This window comes from Mesorhizobium sp. 43Arga, assembly GCF_053714255.1.
In genome coordinates this window covers 277153-300653 of the sequence record NZ_JBSKBO010000008.1, presented here as the reverse complement: position 1 = coordinate 300653, position 23501 = coordinate 277153, and the positions used below count along the sequence as shown (strand labels likewise).

18 protein-coding genes and 1 tRNA gene are annotated in these 23501 nt (G+C 63.6%); 7 read left to right on the top strand and 12 right to left on the bottom strand.

The features are described 5' to 3' along the window. Window positions 1-12: 12 nt before the first annotated feature. Window positions 13-1344, top strand: a complete 1332-nt coding sequence (locus ACWGS8_RS26175; protein ID WP_454583611.1) for an AbiJ-related protein — start codon at window positions 13-15, stop codon at window positions 1342-1344. 282 nt (window positions 1345-1626) lie between these two features. On the opposite strand, the gene ACWGS8_RS26170 is transcribed toward ACWGS8_RS26175, so the two are convergent. Continuing rightward, window positions 1627-1703: transfer RNA gene (locus tag ACWGS8_RS26170), tRNA-Pro, on the bottom strand. 190 nt (window positions 1704-1893) lie between these two features. Here ACWGS8_RS26170 and ACWGS8_RS26165 point away from each other — a divergent pair. After that, on the top strand, window positions 1894-4149 hold the full coding sequence (locus tag ACWGS8_RS26165; protein WP_454583610.1) for a mannose-1-phosphate guanylyltransferase/mannose-6-phosphate isomerase: 2256 nt from the start codon (window positions 1894-1896) through the stop codon (window positions 4147-4149). Here the strand turns inward: ACWGS8_RS26165 and betB are convergent. The 5 genes from betB to betI form a co-directional block, all read right to left on the bottom strand. Next, window positions 4143-5606: a betaine-aldehyde dehydrogenase gene (gene betB / locus ACWGS8_RS26160; protein ID WP_454583609.1), complete on the bottom strand. Its 1464-nt coding sequence runs from the start codon at window positions 5604-5606 to the stop codon at window positions 4143-4145. The two genes, ACWGS8_RS26165 and betB, sit on opposite strands and share 7 nt — an antisense overlap. A 78-nt stretch (window positions 5607-5684) precedes the next feature. Further along, window positions 5685-7337, bottom strand: a complete 1653-nt coding sequence (gene betA, locus ACWGS8_RS26155) for a choline dehydrogenase (protein ID WP_454583608.1) — start codon at window positions 7335-7337, stop codon at window positions 5685-5687. Further along, the gene (locus tag ACWGS8_RS26150) at window positions 7330-8334 is read right to left on the bottom strand and encodes a threonine/serine dehydratase (RefSeq protein WP_454583607.1); all 1005 of its coding nucleotides are present in this window, start codon (window positions 8332-8334) and stop codon (window positions 7330-7332) included. The genes betA and ACWGS8_RS26150 overlap by 8 nt, the downstream gene beginning before the upstream one ends. After that, complete coding sequence (gene betC / locus ACWGS8_RS26145; RefSeq protein ID WP_454583606.1) at window positions 8331-9860, bottom strand: choline-sulfatase; 1530 nt, start codon at window positions 9858-9860, stop codon at window positions 8331-8333. The genes ACWGS8_RS26150 and betC overlap by 4 nt, the downstream gene beginning before the upstream one ends. Then, window positions 9857-10447 (bottom strand): choline-binding transcriptional repressor BetI, encoded by a 591-nt coding sequence (gene betI / locus ACWGS8_RS26140; RefSeq protein WP_454583605.1) that lies wholly within the window; start codon window positions 10445-10447, stop codon window positions 9857-9859. The genes betC and betI overlap by 4 nt, the downstream gene beginning before the upstream one ends. A 199-nt stretch (window positions 10448-10646) precedes the next feature. Between betI and ACWGS8_RS26135 the strand changes: the two genes are divergently transcribed. Both ACWGS8_RS26135 and ACWGS8_RS26130 read left to right on the top strand, forming a co-directional pair. After that, a complete protein-coding gene (locus tag ACWGS8_RS26135; protein WP_454583604.1) occupies window positions 10647-11813 on the top strand; it encodes an acetyl-CoA acetyltransferase in 1167 nt (388 codons plus the stop codon). A gap of 124 nt (window positions 11814-11937) precedes the next feature. Continuing rightward, window positions 11938-12942: an asparaginase gene (locus tag ACWGS8_RS26130; RefSeq protein WP_454583603.1), complete on the top strand. Its 1005-nt coding sequence runs from the start codon at window positions 11938-11940 to the stop codon at window positions 12940-12942. Here the strand turns inward: ACWGS8_RS26130 and ACWGS8_RS26125 are convergent. Then, window positions 12935-14311 (bottom strand): TIGR03808 family TAT-translocated repetitive protein, encoded by a 1377-nt coding sequence (locus tag ACWGS8_RS26125; RefSeq protein ID WP_454583602.1) that lies wholly within the window; start codon window positions 14309-14311, stop codon window positions 12935-12937. The genes ACWGS8_RS26130 and ACWGS8_RS26125 overlap by 8 nt on opposite strands. A 109-nt stretch (window positions 14312-14420) precedes the next feature. On the opposite strand from ACWGS8_RS26125, the gene greA reads away from it, so the two are divergent. Next, window positions 14421-14894: a transcription elongation factor GreA gene (gene greA, locus ACWGS8_RS26120; protein ID WP_454583601.1), complete on the top strand. Its 474-nt coding sequence runs from the start codon at window positions 14421-14423 to the stop codon at window positions 14892-14894. Window positions 14895-14910: 16 nt separating this feature from the next. On the opposite strand, the gene ACWGS8_RS26115 is transcribed toward greA, so the two are convergent. The 3 genes from ACWGS8_RS26115 to ACWGS8_RS26105 all read right to left on the bottom strand — a co-directional run bounded on the left by ACWGS8_RS26115 (window position 14911) and on the right by ACWGS8_RS26105 (window position 18766). After that, window positions 14911-15138, bottom strand: a complete 228-nt coding sequence (locus ACWGS8_RS26115) for an AbrB/MazE/SpoVT family DNA-binding domain-containing protein (RefSeq protein WP_454583600.1) — start codon at window positions 15136-15138, stop codon at window positions 14911-14913. Between the two features lie 68 nt (window positions 15139-15206). After that, window positions 15207-17327 (bottom strand): methylmalonyl-CoA mutase, encoded by a 2121-nt coding sequence (gene scpA / locus ACWGS8_RS26110; protein ID WP_454583599.1) that lies wholly within the window; start codon window positions 17325-17327, stop codon window positions 15207-15209. Further along, window positions 17324-18766 (bottom strand): methylmalonyl-CoA mutase subunit beta, encoded by a 1443-nt coding sequence (locus ACWGS8_RS26105; RefSeq protein WP_454583598.1) that lies wholly within the window; start codon window positions 18764-18766, stop codon window positions 17324-17326. Before ACWGS8_RS26105 ends, scpA begins: the two co-directional genes overlap by 4 nt. 304 nt (window positions 18767-19070) lie before the next feature. On the opposite strand from ACWGS8_RS26105, the gene ACWGS8_RS26100 reads away from it, so the two are divergent. Then, window positions 19071-20618 carry a helicase HerA-like C-terminal domain-containing protein gene (locus ACWGS8_RS26100; RefSeq protein ID WP_454583597.1) on the top strand — a complete coding sequence of 516 codons (1548 nt, stop codon included), beginning with the start codon at window positions 19071-19073 and terminating at the stop codon, window positions 20616-20618. Window positions 20619-20702: 84 nt separating this feature from the next. Here the strand turns inward: ACWGS8_RS26100 and ACWGS8_RS26095 are convergent, their stop codons facing one another. Together ACWGS8_RS26095 and ACWGS8_RS26090 are read right to left on the bottom strand one after the other, a co-directional pair. Further along, window positions 20703-21536, bottom strand: coding sequence for a L,D-transpeptidase (locus tag ACWGS8_RS26095; protein ID WP_454583596.1), 834 nt, complete (start codon window positions 21534-21536; stop codon window positions 20703-20705). Window positions 21537-21704: 168 nt separating this feature from the next. Next, window positions 21705-22367: a haloacid dehalogenase type II gene (locus ACWGS8_RS26090; RefSeq protein WP_454583595.1), complete on the bottom strand. Its 663-nt coding sequence runs from the start codon at window positions 22365-22367 to the stop codon at window positions 21705-21707. Between the two features lie 154 nt (window positions 22368-22521). Here ACWGS8_RS26090 and ACWGS8_RS26085 point away from each other — a divergent pair, with 154 nt between their 5' ends. Further along, the gene (locus ACWGS8_RS26085) at window positions 22522-23400 is read left to right on the top strand and encodes a branched-chain amino acid aminotransferase (protein ID WP_454583594.1); all 879 of its coding nucleotides are present in this window, start codon (window positions 22522-22524) and stop codon (window positions 23398-23400) included. Window positions 23401-23501: the final 101 nt, after the last annotated feature.

The window sequence follows — 23501 nt, the reverse complement described above, 5'->3', positions numbered from 1 at the left end:
AAAGGCGGTGCTGTGACAACGGCGACAGATTTGCGCGCTAAAATTTCTGGCATTCTTCATCCAATGACTCACGCCCTGCTCGATGTAGAGCCGAAGCGCATTGGAGGGCTGGAGATTCCCCGGGGGGAGGGACTTTCGAAAAATCAGCGGATCGATGCTGCGCTCGACCAGCTCTCCGAAAGGGAGATGGCGCAGTTTGCGCTGAAGCTTGCTGAGGAACGCGGGGACGTCGGCCTGGACGAGGCTGGTCGCAAGGTTCTGGAGACCAGCGAGCGACCGTTGACCCGCATCACGCGTCGTGATGTGGCGCGCGTGTTTGGAGATGATTTGTCTGGCGAGGCCGACCTGCTCGAGTTGGTGGGTCGATACTTCGTTATTGTCGACCCTTGGGAGGAAGCGTTTGGGGGCTCTGGGAAGAGCCTTCGGGACAAAATCGACCGTCACATGGTGAGAAACCCCGGTGACTGGTCGGTAGAACTTCTCTTCGGGGAGATTGGCGCCTTTGACTGCTCTCGGGCACGGTTCGCTGCCCTGCTTCAGGAAGCCGTGCACCCGCTGGCTCGCTCAGGAGAGGAGCAATTAAAAACCGTTGCCGCGCTAAATAAAGTGTTGGCGCGGGACGGCTACGAGCTGGCGGCAGATGGCGAGGAGTCGGGGCACCCGATCTATGCGTTCCGGCCAATCGTCCGTGGCGTAGAGGGACGCCCTAAGAATTTGATCTTTGCGTCGCGCGGGCCGAAGCCGGAACTTGGTTTTGCGGACGCCATCAACAACGACATCGTCATCCTCTCTGGGGAGGAAAGCTGCCTGGTTTACGACCGGCCGATCGGCAACAACGGGGTATTGTGGTCCGACTTGGTGACGTGGTGGTCTGAAAAGCAAGTAGGCAGCGACGCCGTCGGTCTCGGAAAGCGTCTGCAAGAGTCTCTCGCGTCCGCGGCCGAGAAGAAGCTGTTCGCGACTTATTTCAAAGCTTATCGAACCGCTCTAGGCGACGCTCTGCCCGCGCTGCTGCCGCAGGTCTATCTCCACTACGATCCGGCTGTCGTGAAAACGCTACGGCACCGTCTTCCTCTGCCACGCCAGCGCATGGATTTTCTTCTCCTGCTTCCTGGCCGTCAGAGGATCGTGATTGAAGTGGATGGCAAGCACCATTTCTCTGAGGGCGAGATGCCGTCCCTGAAGGTGTACAGCGAGATGGTGTCGGCCGACCGCGAGTTGCGGCTGGCCGGGTACGAGGTTTACCGATTTGGCGCCAATGAATTGGTCGGTGACGGAGCCGAAAAGGTGATCCAGGACTTGTTCGACAAGCTGTTTCGCTTGCATCGAGTGAATGCGGGCTAGGTGGATGGTGATGGTTTCAATGGCGTCCGATTTGCCCGCGTTCTCGCCCGATCCGCTCCGCGGTGACCGGACGAGGGGTGGTCGAATATGGCCTCACGGCATCCTCCTCCTGCAAGGCCATGAACTCAGCAGTCCCGTTGCCGGATTTGCAGCATGGAGGGAGGGATTCGAAGACGCCTTATGCGTCTGCAAGTTGGACCAAGGCGCCCAAATGCTCATCTATTTCTGTGGGGATATCTGTGGGGTAGGCATCTTACAGATTGCCTAACCCATTGTTTTTTCTGGTCGGAGTGGCAGGATTTGAACCTGCGACCCCCTCGTCCCGAACGAGGTGCGCTACCAGACTGCGCTACACTCCGTGACCAGTCGGCGGGCTTATAGCCGCCACACTTCATTCCTGCAAGCGGCAATGGCAGCACTTCTGTCGCATTTCGTCAGCTTTCCTCACGGGTATGGCTGGCATCGCGGCGCACACCCGATCGGACTAACACCGTCTAGGGCTTGTGTGCTAGCAACCGGCCACCACAGCCTTCTGCACGCGAGTCCCCAATGAGCCAGCGCATCGTCAGTTTTGTCATGAGCGGCGGCGTCGGCTCGCGGCTCTGGCCGTTGTCGCGTGAGGACAATCCGAAGCAGTTTCACGATTTTTCGGGCGATGGCTCCATGCTGGCCAAGACCTTGCGCCGCCTGGCGGCAAGGCCCGACGGTCAAACTCCGATCTTCCTGATCGCCTCGGAGCGCCACGCCGAACGCGTCCATGCCGATCTCGCCGGCCTCGATCTTGCCGGCGGCGGTCCGCTGTTCGAGCCCACAGGGCGCAACACCGCCGCTGCAGTGGCCCTTGCAACGCTGCGCACTCTGTCCGAATTCGGCGATAGCCTGGTGCTGGTGGTGCCCTCGGACCACGAAATATCGACGGCAGGGCAATTCTGGCAAAGCGTCGAGGCAGGCGCCGAGGCGGCGCGCGCCGGCCGGCTCGTGGTGTTCGGCATCAAGCCGACACAACCCGAAACCGGCTATGGCTATATCGAGGTCTCCGCCGAGAAGGGCGGGGTATCAGACGTTTCGCGCTTCGTCGAAAAGCCGGACTTGGCGACCGCGCAGGGTTATCTCGAAGCCGGAAACTTCTATTGGAACACTGGCATCTTTCTGTTTCGCGCCGCTGCCATGCGCGACGCTTTCGCTGTGTTCCAGCCGGACATCTGGCAGGCGACAGAAGCGGCCTACAAGGCGGCGACATCGGATCTGTCCGGCCTCTATATGCCGCTTGAGCTCTACGCGGCCATCCCGTCCAATTCGATCGACTATGCCATCATGGAGCGGGCGAGGGACATCGCGATGGTGCCGGCCGGCTTTCGCTGGAACGATCTCGGTTCCTGGCAGTCGCTGCTCGATGTCGGCCCTGCCGATGCCCAGGGTAATGTCATTGTCGGCGATGTCGTCGCCATCGATTGCGAGAACTCCTACATCCGCAGCGACGGCCGCCTGCTGTCGGCGATCGGCATGAAGGACGTCGCCATCGTCTCGACCGCCGATGCCACTTTCGTCGCCCCGGTCAGCCACAGCCAACATGTCAAGAAGGTGGTCGAGCAGCTCGAGAAATCGGGCCGGCTGGAAACCCGGTTCACCCCAGCGCATGACCGCGTCATCGAAAGCGGCGCCTGGCGGCGGCGCGTGCACCACTGGCTGTTCCAGGAAACCTTGCCGCTGTGGTCGACATCGGGCGTCGACGAGCGCCATGGCGGCTTCCATGAAGCGCTTGGCTTCGACGGCGCCCCGCTGATGAAGCCGAAGCGCATGCGCACGCAGGCCCGTCAGGTCTATGCCTTCGCGGTTGCCAAGGAGCGCGGCTGGACTGGCCCGGCCGAGCGGCTGATCGCGCATGGCATCGACTTCATGGCAGGGAAGGGCCGCACCGAACGCGGCGGTTGGGTGCGCACGCTGAATGTCGACGGCGCTGTCGCCGACGCCACCGAAGACGCCTACGATCATTCCTGTGTGCTCTTGGCGCTGGCGCATGCGCATATGTCAGGCAATTCCGATGCCTTGCGGCTCGGCGAGGAAACCTTCGCCTTCCTCGACGCCCATCTCGAGGATCATCGCATGACCGGCTTCCTCGAGACATCGGCCGGAGAGGGTGAGCGGCGCTCAAATCCGCACATGCATTTGCTGGAGGCCTTCCTCGCTTGGTATCAGGCGACCGGCGAGCGCGCCCATCTGCGCCGCGCGGCTCGCATCATCGACCTCTTCCGCAGCCATTTCTTCGACGCCGAGAGCTGGACGCTCGGCGAATATTTCGACGCCGAATGGAAGCCGTCGGCCGGCGAGAAAGGGGGCTGGACCGAGCCCGGCCATCATTTTGAATGGGCGTCGCTCCTGGTCGATTTCGCCGAACGCAGCGGCCAGGCCGAACTGAGCGGCTTCGCCAGGAAACTTTACGCGTCGGCCACCGCCAACGGCCTGAACCGGGCTACCGGCCTTGCCTATGGCGCCGTCTCCAGGCAGGGCCTGCCGCTCGACCTGATATCGCGCAGCTGGCCGCAGGCCGAAGCCATCAAGGCGGCGATCGCGCTGGACGGCTCGGGCGGTCCTGACCTGAAGCCCGAGATCGAAGCCCGTGTCGGCCGGCTGTTCCGCTGGCACATCGATCCCGCGCCGCTCGGCCTGTGGATCGACCGTATCGACGAACGCGGCCGCTCACTGGCGACCGACGTGCCGGCCAGCATCTTTTATCACCTCGTCTGCGCACTGACGCAGTATCTGGATGGGACGGGCAAAGAAGGAGGCTTAAGCTCGGCTCAATAAGGACTCGGCACGTCCCCGGTCTCGACATAGATCGACTTGAGCTGCGAATAGAGTGCCAGTGCCGCCAGCGAATTCTCGCGGCCAATGCCGGACTGCTTGAAGCCGCCGAAGGGGATTTCCACCGGGGTCAGATTATAGGCATTGATCCAGCAGGTGCCGGCCTGCAGTTCGGCGATGACGCGGTGGGCACGCGGCAGGTCACGGGTAAAGACACCGGCGGCGAGGCCGAATTCGGTGTCGTTGGCGCGGTCGATCACCTCGTCCTCGCCGTCGAATTTCAGCACGCTCATGACAGGTCCGAAAATCTCTTCGCGGGCGATGCGCATCGTGTCGGTGACGCCGGTGAACACCGTCGGCTCGACGAAGAAGCCGCCGTCAAAACCTTGCAGCGACGGCACATTGCCACCGCAGGCCAGAACAGCGCCGTCCTGCTTGCCGATCCCGATATAGCCGACCACCTTCTCATGCTGTGCCTTGGAGACCAGTGGCCCCATCTGCGTCTCGGGATCGAGCGGATCGCCGATGCGGATTTTCTTCGTCCGCTCGACAAGCCGCTCGATGAAGCGGTCATGAATGCCGCTCTGCACGAAGACCCGCGTCCCGTTCGAGCAGATCTGGCCGGTGGAGTAAAAATTGCCGAGCATGGCGCCGCCAATGGCGTTCTCGATGTCGGCATCGTCGAAGACGATCAGCGGCGACTTGCCGCCGAGCTCCATCGTCGCGTGCTTCATCTTCGAGCCGGCAAGCGACAGCACCTTGCGCCCGGTCGGCACCGAGCCGGTGATCGAAACTTTTGCGACGACGTCGTGGCCGACGAGGCCCGCGCCAACATCGCCATAGCCCTGCACGACGTTGAACAGGCCGTCGGACAGGCCGGCCTCGCTGTAGATTTCGGCCAGCGCCAGCGCTGACAGCGGCGTGTTTTCCGATGGCTTGAAGACCATGGCGTTGCCCATGGCGAGCGCAGGGGCGGATTTCCAGCCGGCGATCTGGATCGGGTAGTTCCAGGCGCCGATGCCGACGCAGACGCCAAGCGCCTCGCGCCGTGTGTAGGCGAAGGGACCGCCGAGATCGACGGCCTCGCCATTGTAGGCGGCGACCGCGCCGCCGAAATATTCGAGGCAGTCCGCGGCCGATGGTGCGTCCGCCACCAGCGTCTCCTGGATCGCCTTGCCGGTGTCGAGCGTCTCGATGCGGGCGAGGTCGGCGTTGCGGGCGCGCAGAATGTCGGCGGCGCGGCGCAGGATTCGCCCGCGCTCGACCGGCTTCAGCCGCGCCCACGCCGGCTGCGCGGCCCGCGCGGCCTCGATGGCGAGTTCCAGCACATTCGGCGTCGCCGAGCGCAGCATGGCGATGGTCTCGCCGGTTGCCGGATAGATGACCGGCAGCGGCGCCCCTTGCTCATCGTCGATATAGCGTCCGTTGACATAGTGCGATGCCGTGGGCTGGGCGCGCATGGTGGTCTCCGAATGTCTGCGCCCCAAAAATGGGCGGCTCAATCTAGGGACGGCTCAATCTGTCGGGTGGATCATGCTCTATCTGTCCGACGCCTGCCAGCGCGGATTGATCCATGGCTCCTGGTTGGACGGCGCCAGCGGCGTGCGGCCAAGAATGTGGTCGGACGCCTTCTCGCCGGTCATGATCGACGGCGCATTGAGATTGCCGTTGGTGACACGCGGGAAGATCGAGGAATCGGCGACCCGCAGCCCGTCGACGCCGATGACACGGCATTCCGGATCGACAACGCTCGTCACATCATCGGCGCGGCCCATCTTGCAAGTGCCACAGGGGTGGTAGGCGCTTTCGGCATGGTCGCGGATGAAGACGTCGAGATCATCATCCGACTGCACATGGCTGCCCGGCGAGATTTCCTGGCCGCGAAAAGCTTCGAAGGCCGACTGGCCGAAGATTTCGCGGGTCAGCCGGATGCAGTGGCGGAACTCAGTCCAGTCGTCCGGATGCGACATGTAGTTGAAGCGGATCACGGGCTTTGCTTTCGGGTCCGGCGAACGCAGCGTCACCGAGCCGCGCGACTTTGATCGCATCGGCCCGACATGTGCCTGGAAGCCGTGCGACTTCGCTGCCGCCTTGCCGTCATAGCGCACAGCCGCCGGGATGAAATGGTACTGAATGTCTGGATAATCGACACCGGCGCGCGAGCGCACGAAGGCGGCGGCCTCGAAATGGTTGGTGGCGCCGAGGCCGGACTTGAAGAACAGCCACTGTGCGCCGATCAGCGCTTTCGAGAATGGATTGAGCACCGAATTCAGCGTGATCGGCTTGGTCGATTCCTGCTGGATATAAAGCTCCATATGATCCTGCAGATTGCGGCCGACGCCGGGCCGGTCGGCCGCCACGGCGATGCCGTTTTCGCGCAAATGCTCCGCCGGGCCGATGCCGGACAGCATCAGGATCTTCGGCGAATTGATCGACGAGGCGGCGACAATCACCTCACGTCGGGCCTTAACGACCTGAATCTGTTTGTGAGCCTCGATTTCGACGCCGATGGCGCGTTGATTCTCGATGATCACCCGACGGGCAAAGCCCTTGACCAGACTCACGTTTTTCCGCTTGAGCGCCGGCTTCAGATAGGCTGACGCAGCCGACCAGCGGCGGCCACCGCGGATGGTCTGTTCCATCGACCCGAAACCTTCCTGCTTGGAGCCGTTGTAGTCGTCGGTCAGCTCGAACCCGGCCTGGCGGCCAGCTTCGACGAAGGCGCCGTAGAGCGGATTTTTGCGCGAGCCACGCTGCACATGCAGCGGCCCGCCATGTCCGCGCCAGCCGTCCTCGCCGCCGTCATTGTCCTCCATGCGCTTGAAATAGGGGAGCACGTCGGCGAAGCCCCAGCCGGTCGCGCCCTCTTCGGCCCAGTGGTCGAAGTCGCGGGCATGGCCGCGCACATAGACCATGCCGTTGATCGAGGACGAACCGCCGATCACCTTGCCGCGCGGCGTCGCCAGCACACGGCCGCCGAGATGCGGCTCCGGCTCGCTGGCGAAACCCCAGTCGTAGAGGCTCATATTGAGCGGGATCGACAACGCCGACGGCATCTGGATCAGCGGCCCGATATCGCTGCCGCCGAATTCGATGACGATGACCGAATGCTTGCCGTCTTCCGACAGGCGATAGGCCATGGCCGAGCCGGCCGAGCCGGAGCCGATGATAACGAAATCCGCTTCAAGCATGGTTCATATGCGCCATAAAATCGGCGAGCGAGACATTGCCGCCGGTAGCCACAACAAGGACAGTTTTACCCGCCACATCCACCTTGCCGCCGAGTAGCGCCGCCAGCGACGCAGCCCCGGACGGCTCCAGCACCAGCTTCATCCGCTCGAAGGCGATCCGCATGGCACGTCGCACCGATTGATCGTCGACAGTGATGCCGCGAACACCGGCGGTCTTGACCGCCGCGAACGGCGCGTCACCGGGCCGTCGCGACATCAGCCCGTCGCAAATCGATTTCGGCCCGATCGGCATGGACTCGATGCTGCCATGCGCCAGCGACGAGCCCATGCCATTAAAACCTTCCGGCTCGACGCCGATGATCTCTGTCGCCGGCGACAGATAGTGGAAGGCGAGCGAAACGCCGCCGATCAGCCCACCGCCGCCGACCGAGCAGAACAACAGGTCGGCACTGGCGTCCTTGGCCTCAAGCTGGTCGAGCGCTTCGAGACCAGCGCCAGCCTGGCCAGCGACGATCTCCGGATCGTCGAACGGATGCAGCAGGGCCAGACCTTCCGTCTCGGAGATCTCGCGCGCCTTGGCGGCGGCGACCTCTTCTCGCGCGCGCTCGCCGTGGTCTGTCAGCACCACACGCGCGCCATAGCCCGCCGTCGCGTCACGCTTGGCGGCCGGCGCATCGATCGGCATGACGATGGTGACGGGAATGCCGAGCGCCTGGCCGGCGGCCGCCAGCCCTTGCGCGAAATTGCCGGAGGAATAGGCGACGACGCCTTTCCTCCCCTCGTCGGCCGAAAGCCGCTTCAGCCGCCAATAGGCGCCGCGTATCTTGAAGGATCCGGCCCATTGCAGCGATTCCGGCTTGATGAACACGCGGGCAGCACCGGTCTCCCTGGCGAGTGCTGTCGACTCCAGCAGCGGCGTGATCTGCGTCGCCCTGGAGGTGACGGCATAGGCCTGCTTGAGATGGGCCAGCGAAGGGACGAGAAGGTCTGCCATCATTCACCTCGCGGAAAGCGTTTCTGCTCTTCGAGCACGTTGAGATCCATGTGGTTGCGCATGTAGCGTTCCGAGGCCTTTTGCAGCGGCTGGAACTCCCAGGGGTAGTGCGTGCCGTTGCGCAGCGCCGGATAGACCACCCAGCGCCGGGCCTGGCTGGCGCGCACGGCGGCATCGAAGGCCGCCATGTCCCAGCGTGCGCGCACCTTTTCCAGGAAAGCCGCCACCCGATCCGCATGCGCCGGATCTGTGGCGAGATTGCTCAGTTCATGTGGGTCGGCTTCGATATCATAGAGTTGCGGCGGATCGATCTCGCAGTGGACGAACTTGTAGCGGCCTTCGCGGATCGCCACCAACGGTGCGTTGGAGCCCTCGGCCGCATATTCCATCAGCACCGGCGCGGTGCGTGACCTCCCATCGAGCAGCGGCAGCAGCGACTGGCCGTCGGTCCATGGCGCGATCGCGCTCATGTCGATGTCGGCGAGGTCGCACAGCGTCGGCGTCACGTCGAGATTGGACACCGGCGCTTCGACAAGCCCGGCGGGAATGTCCTTGCCGGCGATCATCAGCGGCACCCGCGCCGAGCCCTCGAAGAAGCACATCTTGAACCACAGGCCGCGCTCGCCAAGCATGTCGCCGTGGTCGGAGCAGAACAGGATGATCGTGTCGTCGAGCATGCGTGTGCGTTCCAGCACCGACAGCAACTCGCCGACCTTGTCGTCGAGATAGGAGATGTTGGCGAAATAGCCGCGCCGCGAGCGGCGGATCTGTTCTGCCGTGATGTCGAAACTGTCGTAGTCGGAAGCCTTGTAGAGCCGTTGCGAATGCGGGTCCTGGCTGTCGTAGGGGATGAAGCCCACTTCAGGTTCGAGCGCTGGGCAATCCTCATAGATATCCCAGTACTGCCGCCGCGCCACGTAGGGATCGTGCGGATGGGTGAAGGAAACCGTCAGGCACCAAGGCCGGTGCGCGGCATCGTCGGAGACGCGGGCGAAGTCGTAGAGCTTCTGCACGGCATGGAAGGCGACCTCGTCGTCATATTCCATCTGGTTTGAGATCTCGGCGACGCCGGCGCCGGTCACCGAGCCCAGATTGTGATACCACCAGTCGATGCGCTCGCCGGGCTTGCGGTAGTCCGGCGTCCAGCCGAAATCGGCGGGATAGATGTCCGTGGTCAGCCGCTCCTCGAAGCCGTGCAACTGGTCTGGCCCGACGAAATGCATCTTGCCCGACAGCACTGTGAGATAGCCGTTGACGCGCAAATGATGGGCAAAGGTCGGGATCGACGAGGCGAATTCGGCGGCATTGTCATAGACCTCGGTGCGCGACGGCAACTGGCCGCTCATGAACGAGGCGCGGCCCGGCGCGCAGAGCGGCGAGGCGGTGTAGTTGTTCCTGAATCGGGCCGAACGCGCCGCGAGTGCCTTCAGATGCGGCGCATGCAGGAAATCCGCAGGCCCATCGGGAAAAAAAGTCCCGTTGAGCTGATCGACCATCACGATCAGGAAATTGGGTCGCTTCGCTGTCACCGCTTTTGCCGCTCGCCGAGTTTGGTTTCGAGATAGTCCTCGACCAGCGCGATCGCGGTCGCGGCGTTGGGCACGCCGTCCTTCAGCGCACGCCTGATGTAGAGCCCGTCAATCATCGCCGCTGTCGCTTCGGCGGCGCGGTCGGCCTCGGCCCTGGGCAGGATGCCGGTCAGCCCGCTCATCAGGTTGGAATGCAGCCGCCGCGCATAGACCTTGAGCAGCCGGCGCAGGGCCGATGATTTCTGCGCCTCGACATAGAAGGCGAGCCAGGCGGCGATGGTTTCGGCCTGGAACTGCATGTCGGAGAAGTTGACGGCGACCACGGCGGAGACGCGTTCGCGCGGGGACCTGGTGGACTGCAGGGCTCGGCGCATGTCGGTGGTCAGTTCGGCGAGAATGTGCCGCATCGTCGCGAACAGCAGTTCGTCCTTGGCGCCGAAATAGTGATGGGCAAGGGCGGAGGACACGCCGGCGCGCCCGGCGATCTCGGACATGGTCACGTCAAGCGAGCCACGCTCGCCGATCGCCGAGATCGTCGCGTCGATGAGCGCCTTGCGGCGCAGTGGCTCCATTCCGACTTTCGGCATCTCGCTGGGGTCCTTTGAGACAGGATTATTTTTTATTGACGGGTCAATCAACAAAAAAATCGAGGCTGCTCCGCCTGTACCAAGCGATTGTCTGCTTCCGGCTCTTCCCGGACCGGGTAGGATTGTTTATATTTGAACAATAAGGCGAAGTGCGCCACGAGCCCACATGATAAGCTTGGCGCCAAGGATGGAGACCGCCATGACCGCATGCATCGTCGGCTGGGCGCATTCGCGCTTCGGCAAGCTTGAGGGCGAGACGCTCGAAAACCTGATCGTCAAGGTGGCGACGGATGCGCTCGACCATGCCGGTATCGGCCCGGACGAGGTCGACGAGATCGTGCTCGGCCATTTCAACGCCGGCTTTTCGGCGCAGGATTTCACCGCGAGCCTGGTGCTGCAGGCCGACGACCGGCTGCGCTTCAAGCCGGCAACGCGTGTCGAGAACGCCTGCGCGACGGGATCGGCGGCGGTCCGGCAAGGCATCCGTGCCATCGACGCCAACGCTGCCCGCATCGTGCTGGTGGTCGGCGCCGAGCAGATGACGACGACGCCCGGACCGGAGATCGGCAAGAATCTGCTGAAGGCTTCCTATCTGCCGGAGGATGGCGAGACACCCGCGGGCTTCGCCGGCGTCTTCGGCAAGATCGCGCAGGCCTATTTCCAGCGCTATGGCGACCAGTCGGACGCGCTGGCGATGATCGCCGCCAAGAACCACAAGAACGGCGTCGACAATCCCTATGCGCAGATGCGCAAGGATTTCGGCTACGAATTCTGCCGCCAGGAGAGCGAGAAGAACCCCTTCGTCGCCGGTCCCTTGAAGCGCACGGACTGCTCGCTGGTCTCCGACGGCGCTGCTGCCCTTGTCCTTGCCGACACGGCGACCGCGCTGAAGATGCGCCGCGCCGTCGCCTTCCGCGCCAACGAGCATGTGCAGGATTTCCTGCCCATGTCGAAGCGCGATATTCTCGCGTTTGAAGGCTGTGAGCAAGCTTGGACCCGGGCGCTGAAGAACGCCGGCGTGACGCTCGACGATCTGTCCTTCGTCGAGACGCATGACTGCTTCACCATCGCCGAACTGATCGAATATGAGGCGATGGGCCTGGCCAAGCCCGGCGAGGGCGCGAAGCTGGCGCTGGATGGCACGACGGCCAAGGACGGCCGCCTGCCGGTCAACCCTTCCGGCGGGCTCAAGGCAAAGGGCCATCCGATCGGCGCCACCGGTGTCTCCATGCATGTCTTGACCGCCATGCAGCTTGTCGGTGAAGCCGGCGGCATCCAGGTGCCGGGCGCGAAGCTTGGCGGCATCTTCAACATGGGTGGCGCGGCGGTCGCCAACTACGTTTCCATTCTCGACCGGATCAGGTAAACCGCCCCAGCATTACAGCGCGCGCGCCTTTTGGGGCGCGCAAAGGACGCTGTAGCGCTTTGACTTTGCGCTTGACCTCGAGAACCGATTTCGATTTTCGAGGTGATGCGCTGCGGGAGGTGGCATGGCAAATCCGGTTCTGATCGAGGTTCTGCGCGGCGCGATCGTCGAGAGCGCGCATCGCGGCGCCGTCGCGGTTTTCGACGCCGACGGCAAACCGGTCCTGGAGATCGGCGACACCTCGAAGCCGGTGTTTCCGCGCTCGGCAGTCAAGGCAATCCAGGCGTTGCCGCTGGTCGAAAGCGGCGCTGCCGATGCCTTTGGCTTCGGCAGCCGCGAGCTGGCGCTGGCCTGCGCGTCGCATTCGGGCGAACCGGAGCATGTCGAACTGGCGCGGTCCATGCTGGCCAATGCCGGGCTGGACGGGTCCGCACTTGAATGCGGCGCACATTGGCCCTCGAACCATGCTGCGGAGATCGCACTCGCGAGTGCCGGCGGTTCTCCGAATGCGCTGCACAACAACTGTTCGGGAAAACATTCCGGCTTCCTCTGCACCTGCGTGCATTCCGGCATTGCGCACCGTGGCTACGTCAAGGCGGGGCACGCACTGCAGGAGATGGTACGCGACGCGATGCAGTCGGTCACAGGTGCCGTCCATGGCGCCGATGAGCGGGCCACAGACGGCTGCTCGATCCCGACCTATGCGGCGCCGCTGAGGAGCTTCGCGCTCGGCTTTGCCCGAATGGCCACGACAAATGGTTTCGGCCCCGAACGGGCCAAGGCGGCAAAACGGCTGCTGGCTGCCTGCATGGCGGAGCCCTTCTTTGTCGCCGGCACCGGCCGCGAGGACGTCGCGCTGATGGAAGCAGCACCGGGCCGGATCTTTGCGAAAGGCGGCGCCGAAGGTGTCCACTGCGCCGCAATTCCGGAGCTTGGCCTCGGTATCGCGCTCAAATGCGATGATGGCGCCCACCGCGCCAGCGAAGCCATGGTCGCCACCGTGCTCGCCAAGCTGCTGCGTGCGGACGAGGCCCTGGCGGCGAAGCTCATTGAACTGGCAAACGCGCCGATCCAAAGCCGGATCGGAGCCAAGGTAGGCTCGGTGAGGCCGACTGCCGCCCTCAGCTGACCCGATTGCGCTCGACGGTCAGATGGGCAAAGCCACTGTTGCTTAACTGGGTGAGGTCGGCTGTCACAGGCTCGGCCCATCGCTGCCCGATGACGGCGCCCTTCGAGGTGCCGTCGATGACATTGTCCGAGATGACGGCCGTGCCCGCACCCTCGACCACGCTGACGACGATGCCGGTGCCAGCCTTGCGGATGATGTTGCCGGTGGCGACCACATTGCGCAGATACGGCCCCCAGCCGATCGACATGCCGTAAAGCGGCGCGTTCTCGATGACGTTGTTGGAAGCGATTGTGTCTGCCTCGACGCCAATGCCGACGCCGAAGCCGGGCGAATCGGCGGTGTAGGGTCCGCTGGTCGACAGATTGCGCACGATGTTGCCGGAGCAGACACCCATGCGGCCGCCCTCGTTGAAGTTGACGATCGAGATGCCGTTGGCCGCGCCATCGACGATGTTGTTGCTGATGACCGCACCCTCGAACGAGAATTCGGAATAGACCGCGGTCTCGCCCGAGCGCGAGCAGGTATTGCTGGAAATCTGCAAATTGCTGGAACTGTTGGCGCGGATCGCCGAGAAAGCGCAATCCGAGACGACATTGCCCGAAATGATGACGTTGCCGGCACGGAAGGCGTTGATGCCATTGCCGTTCTGGCCGGTCCCGCCGCTGCGCGCGCCGATGCGTTCGACACGGTTGCCGGTCACCATGGTGCCGTCTTCGGCCGCCTGCCAGCGATGCACCAGGATGCCGCCATTGGCGCAGTCGGAGACCGTGTTGCCTGATATTGCCAGTCCAGCCGCCTCGACCGAATAGATGCCGGCGTCCGCCGCGCCCGATATGTCGGATCGTTCGATGCGGCCTGTCGCATGTTCCAGCGCCAGCCCGTTCTTGCCGCTGCCGGTTATCTGGCAATTGTCGACGACGAGGTGGCCGACCCGGCGCAGGTCGAGCAGCCCTTGCGCATAGTCGCCCATCGAGCGGTTCGAACCGTCGAAGACCAGCCCGCTCAGTTCGATATGGTCGGCCTGTTCGGCCATGAAGAGGTGGCCGTCGCCACCATAGACGATCCGCGTCGCGCCCGGCACGCCGGAAAGACGCACGCGGCTGGGCAGCGAGAGATTGGACACCACATAGGTGCCCGCCGGCAGGAACACCGGCATGTCCCGGCTGTTCGCGTCTCGCAGCAGCTTGGCGAAGGCCTTGCTCTGGTCGTCGAATGTGCCGGGCTGCACGCCGAGTTCGGTGGCATTGATGGAACCGCGCATCGAGGCTTTTTCGATACCGGTCAGGCCGGCTGCCGCCGCTTTGTCGAGCGCAAGGCCCACGACGGCAAAGCCGGCGGTTCCGGTTAGCAGCGTTCGTCTGTTCAACATCGGCACAAAATCCCAGCGTTCACCCCTGATGTCGCAGGAATCGTGCCAAACGTTCCGTTCCTTTTCACAACGACTTGTCGAGCAGTCGCTCGAGGCTTAGGTTCAGGCAATGAGCAGAGCTTTTACGCGCGAAGAAGACAGCGAGAATGCCATTGCCGGCGTCGGCGAGCGGCCGATCAGCCCGCACCGCAATCTGGTGACGGACCGCGGCCTGGCGCAGATCGAGGAGCATCTGGCCGATCTGCGCGACGTTCTGGCGAAAGCCGAGAGGAAGGCAGACCGCGAGCGCATCGCGGTGGTGTCACGCGACTTGCGCTACTGGACGGCCCGGCGCGAAAACGCCGAGCTTTCCGTGCCGGAGCCCGGCAGCGACGTCGTCCGCTTCGGCATGGGCGTCACGCTGGAAGGCGACGACGGCAAGAAGGTGCATTGGAAGATCGTCGGCGAGGACGAGGCCGATCCCACCAAGGGAAGCATTTCGCATGTTTCGCCGATGGCCGTCGCCCTGTTCGGCAAGAAGGTCGGCGACGTGGCCGCGGTCAACGGCAAGGAATGGGAAATCGTCAAGCTCTCGGACAGTTGACGCCAGCTCGCTTCGTCTACTTGGCCAGCCTTTGCAATGCGACCTCATACTTGTCCATGATATCACGAGCAGCGCGCATCTGCCGTTCCACGTCGTCACTCTCCACTGGCCTTAGAAGGGCGCCGTCACCGGTTTCAATAATCTGGAGTTGATCGCCCATTTGCAGCTTCAGGCTGTCGAGCATTTCCCGTGGCAAGATCACGGCGCCTGATCCATCATCGAGCTTGCAGATGATAGTCTTCACGGCTGTTGCCTCTGGTTGCATCCTTCATTGTGGCACAACCTTTTCCGGCGATACAGGAATATTTGCGCTCAGCCCGCCAGCAGCCGATCCATCAGCCGATCCGCCGCTTTCGGAATAACAGTACCCGGCGGGAAGATTTCCGCCGCACCGGCCTGCAGCACCGCGTCGTAGTCCTGCGGCGGGATGACGCCGCCGGCCACGATCAGCATGTCGCCCCGGCCGAGCTTTTTCAGCGCGTCGCGCAATTCGGGGATTAGCGTCAGATGTCCCGCCGCCAGTGATGAGGCGCCGATGACGTGGACGTCATGCTGGACCGCCAGTTTCGCGATCTCTTCCGGCGTCTGGAACATCGCGCCGACAGTGACGTCGAAGCCGAGATCGGCGAAGGCGGTGGCGATCACCTTCTGCCCACGGTCGTGGCCGTCCTGTCCCATCTTGGCAACGAGGATGCGCGGCTTGCCGCCGTTTTTCTTCTCGAAAGCTGCGAGCTTGTCCTGCAGCCCGTCGACCACGGGACTGTCGCCAAGCGCCTTGCGATAGACACCTGAAATGGTCTGCACCGTCGCGACGTGCCGGCCAAAGGCTCTTTCGAGCGCAAACGAGATCTCGCCGACCGTGGCATTGGCGCGCGCGGCGCGGACGGCGAACTCCAGAAGGTTCTCATTGCCTTGCGCGGCGCGGGTCAGCGCATCGAGCGCGCTTTCCACCGCCGCGACATCGCGCGTGCCCTTCAGCCGCTGCAGCTTGGACAATTGCCGGGCTCTGACCTCGGCATTGTCGATCTTCAGCACATCGACCTCGATGTCGTTCTCGGGGCGATGCGCGTTGACGCCGACCAGCATCTGCTCGCCTGAATCGATGCGCGCCTGCGTGCGCGCCGCCGCTTCTTCGATGCGCAGCTTCGGAATGCCTTGTTCGGTCGCGGCGGCCATGCCACCCAGAGCCTCGACCTCCTCGATATGGCTCAGCGCGCGCGCCGCGAGATCATGGGTCAGCCGTTCGAGGTAGGCCGAACCGCCCCACGGATCGATGATGCGCGTGGTGCCGGATTCCTTCTGCAGGACGAGCTGCGTATTGCGGGCGATGCGCGCCGAATGATCGGTCGGCAGCGCCATCGCCTCGTCGAAGGAGTTGGTGTGCAGCGACTGGGTATGCCCTTGTGTCGCCGCCATCGCCTCGATCATGGTGCGGATGATGTTGTTGTAGGGATCCTGCGCGGTCAGCGACCAGCCGGACGTCTGGCAATGGGTGCGCAGCGACAGCGAACGTTCGTCCTTCGGCGCAAAATTCTTCTTCATCAGGGTGGCCCACAGCAGGCGCGCTGCCCTGAGCTTGGCCACTTCCATGAAGAAGTTCATGCCGATCGCCCAGAAGAAGGACAGGCGTGGCGCGAAGCGGTCGATGTCGAGGCCCGCCGCGACGCCGGCGCGGGCATATTCGATGCCATCGGCGATCGTATAAGCGAGCTCCAGGTCAGCCGTCGCACCGGCTTCCTGCATGTGGTAGCCGGAGATCGATATCGAATTGAACTTCGGCATGTTCTTCGACGTGTAGGAGAAGATGTCCGACACGATCCGCATCGAGGGTTTTGGCGGATAGATATAGGTGTTGCGGACCATGAACTCCTTCAGAATGTCGTTCTGAATGGTGCCTGCCAGATCCTTCTGCGCAACGCCCTGTTCTTCCGCCGCGACAATGTAAAGCGCCATGATAGGCAGCACCGCGCCGTTCATCGTCATCGACACGGTCATGTCGCCGAGCGGAATGCCGTCGAACAGCTGCCGCATGTCGAGAATGGAATCGATGGCGACGCCCGCCATGCCGACATCGCCGGCAACACGTGGGTGGTCGCTGTCATAGCCACGATGCGTGGCGAGATCGAAGGCGACCGACAGGCCTTTCTGGCCGGCGGCAAGATTGCGCCGGTAAAAGGCGTTGGATTCCTCGGCCGTGGAGAAGCCGGCATATTGTCGGATCGTCCAGGGCTGCTGGACGTACATGGTCGGGTAGGGGCCGCGCACGAAGGGCGGCAAGCCTGGATAGGTGTCGAGATGCGGCAGGCCCTTGAGGTCGCCCTGATTGTACAGATGCTTGACGACAAGCCCTTCCGGCGTCACCCGCTGGCCCTTGACCTCGACCGGCGCGCGGCGCGGCGGCGCCCAGCCGACCTGACTGAAATCCGGGATCAAGAGGCAGCCTCGATGGATTGGTCGATGCGGGACGGGAACAGCGCTTCGCACAGCACGACGCCTTCGGTGAAGGCAGGCCGCTGTTCCGCATCCAGCGTCTCGACCGGGCGTTCGCCCTTTTGTGGATAGAGTGTGGTGCCGATGATGGCCCGCTCACCGGCCTTGAAGGCTGCGTCGCGCCGGGCGGCGGCAGTGCGAACGCGCTGTTGGATATGTCCGTCCCGAAGGCTCGACAATACGCCACCTTCGGCCTCGATCGCCTGCAACTCCGCCCAGGCGGCTTCGCAAAGGTCCGCCGTCAGTGCTTCGACCGCGCCGGACCCATAGGCGGGATCGGCGACATGATCGACATGGCTTTCATTGGCCATGATCAGCTGCGCGTTGCGCGCGACGCGGCGGGCAAAAGGCGCCGGCAGGCCGTGCGCGATCGTGTGCGGCAGGATGGAGATCGAATCGGCTCCCCCCGCCGCCGCGGCGAAGCAACTGATCGTCGTGCGCAGGATGTTGGTTTCGGGATCCAGCGCCGTCATCATGCGGAATGATGTTTCGGCATGGATGTTGGCGGTGGAGTTGGGGATCGAGCAGGTTTCCTGCACGCGTGCCCACAGCCTGCGCAAGGCCCGCACCTTGGCCATGGAGAGGAACTGGTCCTGGTCGACGCTGAGCGCGAAGCCGATATGCGGCGCGGCATAGACCAACGGCTGCCGCGCCTTCTCGAACATCCTCAGATACGAGACCGCCGAAGCCAGCATAATGCCGAGTTCCTGCGCTTCCGTGGCGCCGGCATTGTGGAAGACGCGACCATCCGCCTCCAGAAGCACGCCGGGAACGCCCATCGAGAAGAAATGCGCCAGCGACTGGGGCATCGATTCCTGCAGCGCCTCGATCGACATGCGCAGCCGGCCGGTGCCGGCAAGGATCGCCGCCGGGTCGATGCCGAAGGACAGGTTGAGTTTTGCCGGATCGGAGCGGCGCTTGCTCAGGAACGCCACCAGCCAGTCGGCCATGGGGCGGCTCCACGGGTGGGTGTCGATGCGGATCTGGACCCGGTTGAGGGGCACGCCCTCCAGCACCGTTTCCAGCGCCTGAGCGGTTCTCGGCAGGCCGTAGCCGAAAGCGTTCGGTGCGCCTTCGAAGACGAGCGACAGTCCTGTCGCGCCCTGCGCGATATCGTCCAGAACCTGGGCCTTGGCGCGATTGACATTGGGGTCGTCGACGCGCTGGCTGACGATCCAGGGCGATCGGGGATTCGCGCGCACGAGTGGTTCGGCCCCGCTCACCCGGTCATAGAGTGGCTCGATGCGGATGGCGTCGTCGGTGTGCGAAACCAGCTTTTCCTCGAAGGATGCGCCAGCCAGTGCCTTTTCCGCCAGGGCCAGCCATCGCTGGCGCTCGGCGCCCGCTGGTTCAACATCCTTGGTCAAGGCTCCGGCGCCCATCCATCTTCCTCGTTCATATGGCCGCACCAGCCGGGCGGTTCAGTCTACGGTTCCCGGTCGGTTATCGCAATGCGCTTCCCGGGTCTGAATTCGATCCATCAGATATAGGTCGGCTTGCATGGACGAACCATGAACGATTGCCAAACACCGGCAAAATCCGCAAGTTCCAAAATCCGATTTCGACGATAGGCCTCATTGGGACGATTGGCCCCTCTGGACGATTGGCATTGTCGCTGTGCGACAGCCTCACTATACCTTCGGGCAAAGGCTGGCTTTTGACACATCAGTTTGCGGAGACCTACATATGGCTGACGATACCAGTATTTTCATCGGCGCCAGCCGCAAGCCCGACGACAGCTATCAGCGCCCGGAGCAATTGCTGCTGCAATATGGAAATCGCCATGGCCTGGTGACGGGTGCCACCGGCACCGGCAAGACCGTCACCTTGCAGATCCTGGCCGAGGGGTTTTCGAATGCCGGCGTGCCGGTGTTCTGCGCCGACATCAAGGGCGACCTGTCTGGCATCGCCATGATGGGCTCGGCGCAGGATTTCCTGGTCAAGCGGGCCGCGCAGGTCAAGCTTGCCCCCTACGACTTCCAGGAATTCCCTGTCATCTTCTGGGACCTGTTCGGCGAGCAGGGCCACCCCATCCGCGCCACCATTTCGGAAATGGGACCGCTGCTCCTGTCGCGGCTGATGAACCTGACCGACGCGCAGGAGGGCATCATGAACATTGCCTTCCGCATTGCCGATGAGGAGGGTCTGCTGCTGCTCGATCTCAAGGATTTGCAGGCGTTGCTTGCCAACCTCGCCGAGCGCGCCGAGGAGATCAGCGCGCGCTACGGCAATGTCACCAAGCCGTCGGTGGGCGCCATCCAGCGCACGCTGCTGGTGCTGGAGCAACAGGGCGCAGCCAACTTCTTCGGCGAGCCAGCTCTGCGCATCTCCGACATCATGCGCACCACGCGTGACGGTCGGGGCGCCGTCAGCGTCCTGGCCGCCGACAAGCTGATGATGAACCCGCGCCTCTACGCGACCTTCCTGCTCTGGCTGATGTCGGAACTGTTCGAGGAACTGCCCGAGGTCGGCGATCCCGACCAGCCGAAGCTGGTGTTCTTCTTCGACGAGGCGCATCTTTTGTTCGACGAGGCGCCAAAGGTGCTGATCGACCGCGTCGAGCAGGTGGTCCGCCTGATCCGCTCGAAAGGCGTCGGCGTCTATTTCGTCACCCAGAACCCCCTGGATATTCCCGAAAAGGTGCTGGCCCAGCTCGGCAATCGCGTCCAGCACGCGCTGCGCGCCTATACGCCGCGTGAGCAGCAGGCGGTTCGGACGGCGGCGGAAACCTTCAGACCCAACCCTGATTTCGACTGTGCCACCGCCATCACCCAGCTCGCCACCGGCGAGGCGCTGGTTTCGACGCTTGAAGCCAAGGGCGTGCCGTCCATGGTGCAGCGCACGCTGATCCGCCCACCATCCTCGCGGCTTGGACCCATAACCCCCGCCGAGCGGCAAAAGCTGATCGCCGAAAGCCCGGTCATCGGCCAGTATGACCAGGTCATCGACCGCGAATCGGCCTTCGAGATCCTGCAGAAAAAGGCCAAGGACGCGCAGGACGCGGAAGCGCAGGCCCAGCAGGCGGGCACAGGCGGTTCGCGCTGGACCATTCCGGGCTTCGGCGATGACGATCCCGCACCGCAGTCCGGTGGCCGTCGCGCGCCAGCGCCGCGCCCTTCCAATCGCCAGACGGTGGCCGAGGCCGCGATCAAGTCCGTGGTGCGCTCGGTCGGCTCGTCGGTCGGACGCGCCATTGTGCGCGGGATCCTGGGGAGCCTGTCAAGAGGCCGCTGAGCCGCCCACTGATCCAATGCAGGCTTGTCGCCGCGCGTTCCCTTGAATGCGGGGGCGCTAAGCATTTGTATAGGTGCTGTCAGATCAGAAGATCGCGTTCGTCACAGCCTTGACCGGGCCGAGCAGCACCGACCCGTCCGGCACGCCGGCGTCGATCGGGATGGCCTTGTGGTCGGCCGTCGCTGCCGCCGCCATCGGCTGGCTGGCGTCGCTGGTCACGATGACGGGGGTTTTCGACGGCACCCGGTCGTAGAGGTCGATGATGTCCTGGTTCATCAGGCGCACGCAGCCCGACGACACCGATTTGCCGATCGATTTCCATTCCGGCGAGCCGTGCAGGCGATAGAGCGTGTCCACATTGCCCTGGAAGAGATAGAGCGCGCGGGCGCCGAGCGGGTTCTTCAGCCCGCCGGGCATGCCGCCATTGTCGGCGCTGTATGGCTTCAATTCCGGCTGTCGGGCGATCATTTCATCCGGCGGCGTCCATTTCGGCCATTTCTGCTTCCACTGCACGACGGCGTCACCCGACCATTCGAAGCCGGCGCGGCCGAGACCGACGCCGTAGCGGATGGCCTGGCCGCCCGGACGAACCAGATAGAGGAAATGGCCCGTCGTATCGACGATGACGGTTCCAGGCTTCTGCCCGGTCGGGTCGGGAACGATCTGGCGCAGGAACTGTGGATCGATCCTGTCGAAGGGGATGGCAGGCAGGTCGAAGCCGCCATCGCTGACGGCCGCATACATCGACGCATAGTCGGCGAGCGGCGGCTCGACATAGGTTGGCGGCGGCGGCGGCTCGACCGAGCCTGGCCCGGTGGTGGCGCATGCGGAAACCGCGATCGATGCGGCGCCCAATGCTGCGGCGTTGAGAAAGCCGCGACGGCTTAGGCGATAGAATTCGATTTCGGCTATGGACATGGCTGCCTTCTTTAGGTCTCAAATCGCAACAAAGCGTCAATACGCCGACGACCGTTGCAGGTGCCTGACAACACCTGGGGCGATAGGCGGTTCCGATTCTGGCCCGAACGTGGACAAACAAAGGCGAAGCTGTGACTGCGCCGCCACTGTGGCGGCAGGGCCACAGCCCTAGTTGCCGGGCACGAGCGCTTCGAGTGTCGGCAGGATCAGGGCCGGCGAAAAGTCCGCGTACTCCTCGGGCTGGTTGGAGCGGTTGATCCACACCGTGCGGAAGCCGAATTTGGTGGCGCCGGCAATGTCCCAGCGATTGGAGGACTGGAAGGACACCGCGCCCGGATAGAGGCGCCAGCCGGTGGCGACCATGTCATAGACCGCCGGATCGGTCTTGAAGCGTCGTACCGTATCGACCGAATAGATATCGTCCAGAACCTGGTCGAGCGCGGCGGACTTGACCGCCGCTTCCAGCATTTCGGGCGAGCCGTTGGAGAGGATCGCCAGCCTGGCCCCAGAGGCCTTGAGCGCCTTCAGCACGGCCGGTACCTCCGGGTAGCAGTCCAGCCGCCAGTAGGCTTCCAACAGCTTCGTCCTGAGGCCGGGATCGGCGGAGGGGACCTTGCGCAAGGCAAAGTCGAGCGCCTGTTCGGTCAACTGCCAGAAATCGGCATAGGCGCCCATCAGTGAGCGTACCCAGGAATATTCGAGCTGCTTGGCGCGCCAGATTTCAGACAGCAACTGGCCATCCGGTCCGATCCGGTCGGCATGGCGGCGCACGGCGGCATGCACGTCGAACAGCGTGCCATAGGCGTCGAAAACATAGGCGGCGTATTGCATGGCGACAGTTTTGGGGCGAGGCGGGGCAAGGTGCAAGCCTTGATTGCATCGCGCCGCCGCTGGCCTCAACAAAACTCCCCAATGCCCGTTGACGGCTGCGGCCAAAGCGTCATCCAATGTTGTCACACAAGATTGATCGGAACGGGACAACACGATGACATTGGCGGCAGCGGCGCAATCCGCGACATGGACTTTCGTCGACGGCGACTGGTACGAGGGCAATGTCGCCATTCTGGGCCCGCGCAGCCACGCCATGTGGCTTGGCACCAGCGTGTTCGATGGCGCACGCTGGTTCGAGGGTGTGGCGCCCGACCTCGACCTGCATGCCAGGCGGGTGAACGCCTCGGCGATCGCGCTCGGCCTCAAGCCGAACATGTCGCCCGAACAGATCGTCGGGCTGACCTGGGACGGATTGAAGAAGTTCGACGGCAAGACGGCGGTCTATGTCAGGCCGATGTACTGGGCCGAGCATGGCGGCTACATGGGCGTGCCGGCCGATCCCGCTTCGACCCGTTTTTGCCTCTGCCTTTATGAATCGCCGATGATCTCGCCGACCGGGTTTTCGGTGACCGTGTCGCCGTTCCGGCGCCCGACGATCGAGACCATGCCGACCAACGCCAAGGCCGGGTGCCTCTATCCCAACAATGGCCGCGCCATCCTCGAAGCCAAGATGCGCGGCTTCGACAATGCGCTGGTGCTGGACATGCTAGGCAACGTCGCCGAGACCGGAAGTTCCAACATCTTCCTGGTCAAGGATGGCCACGTGCTGACGCCGGCGCCGAACGGCACCTTCCTGTCCGGCATCACACGCTCGCGCACGATGACGCTGCTGGGCGAGTACGGATTCAAGACGACGGAAAAGACGCTGTCGGTGCGCGATTTCCTCGAGGCGGACGAAATATTCTCGACCGGCAACCATTCCAAGGTGGTGCCGATCACCCGCATCGAGGATCGCAATCTGCAACCCGGCCCGGTGGCCAAAAAGGCGCGCGAGCTCTACTGGGATTGGGCGCATTCGAAATCGGCCGGCTGACGCGCCGGTTCGGCCTTTTTGGTGCTGCGCGCTTCGCCGCAGGAAAACCGTGTGACAGTTTTCCGGAACCCGCTTAGAAAGGGAACCGGCGCTTCACTTCC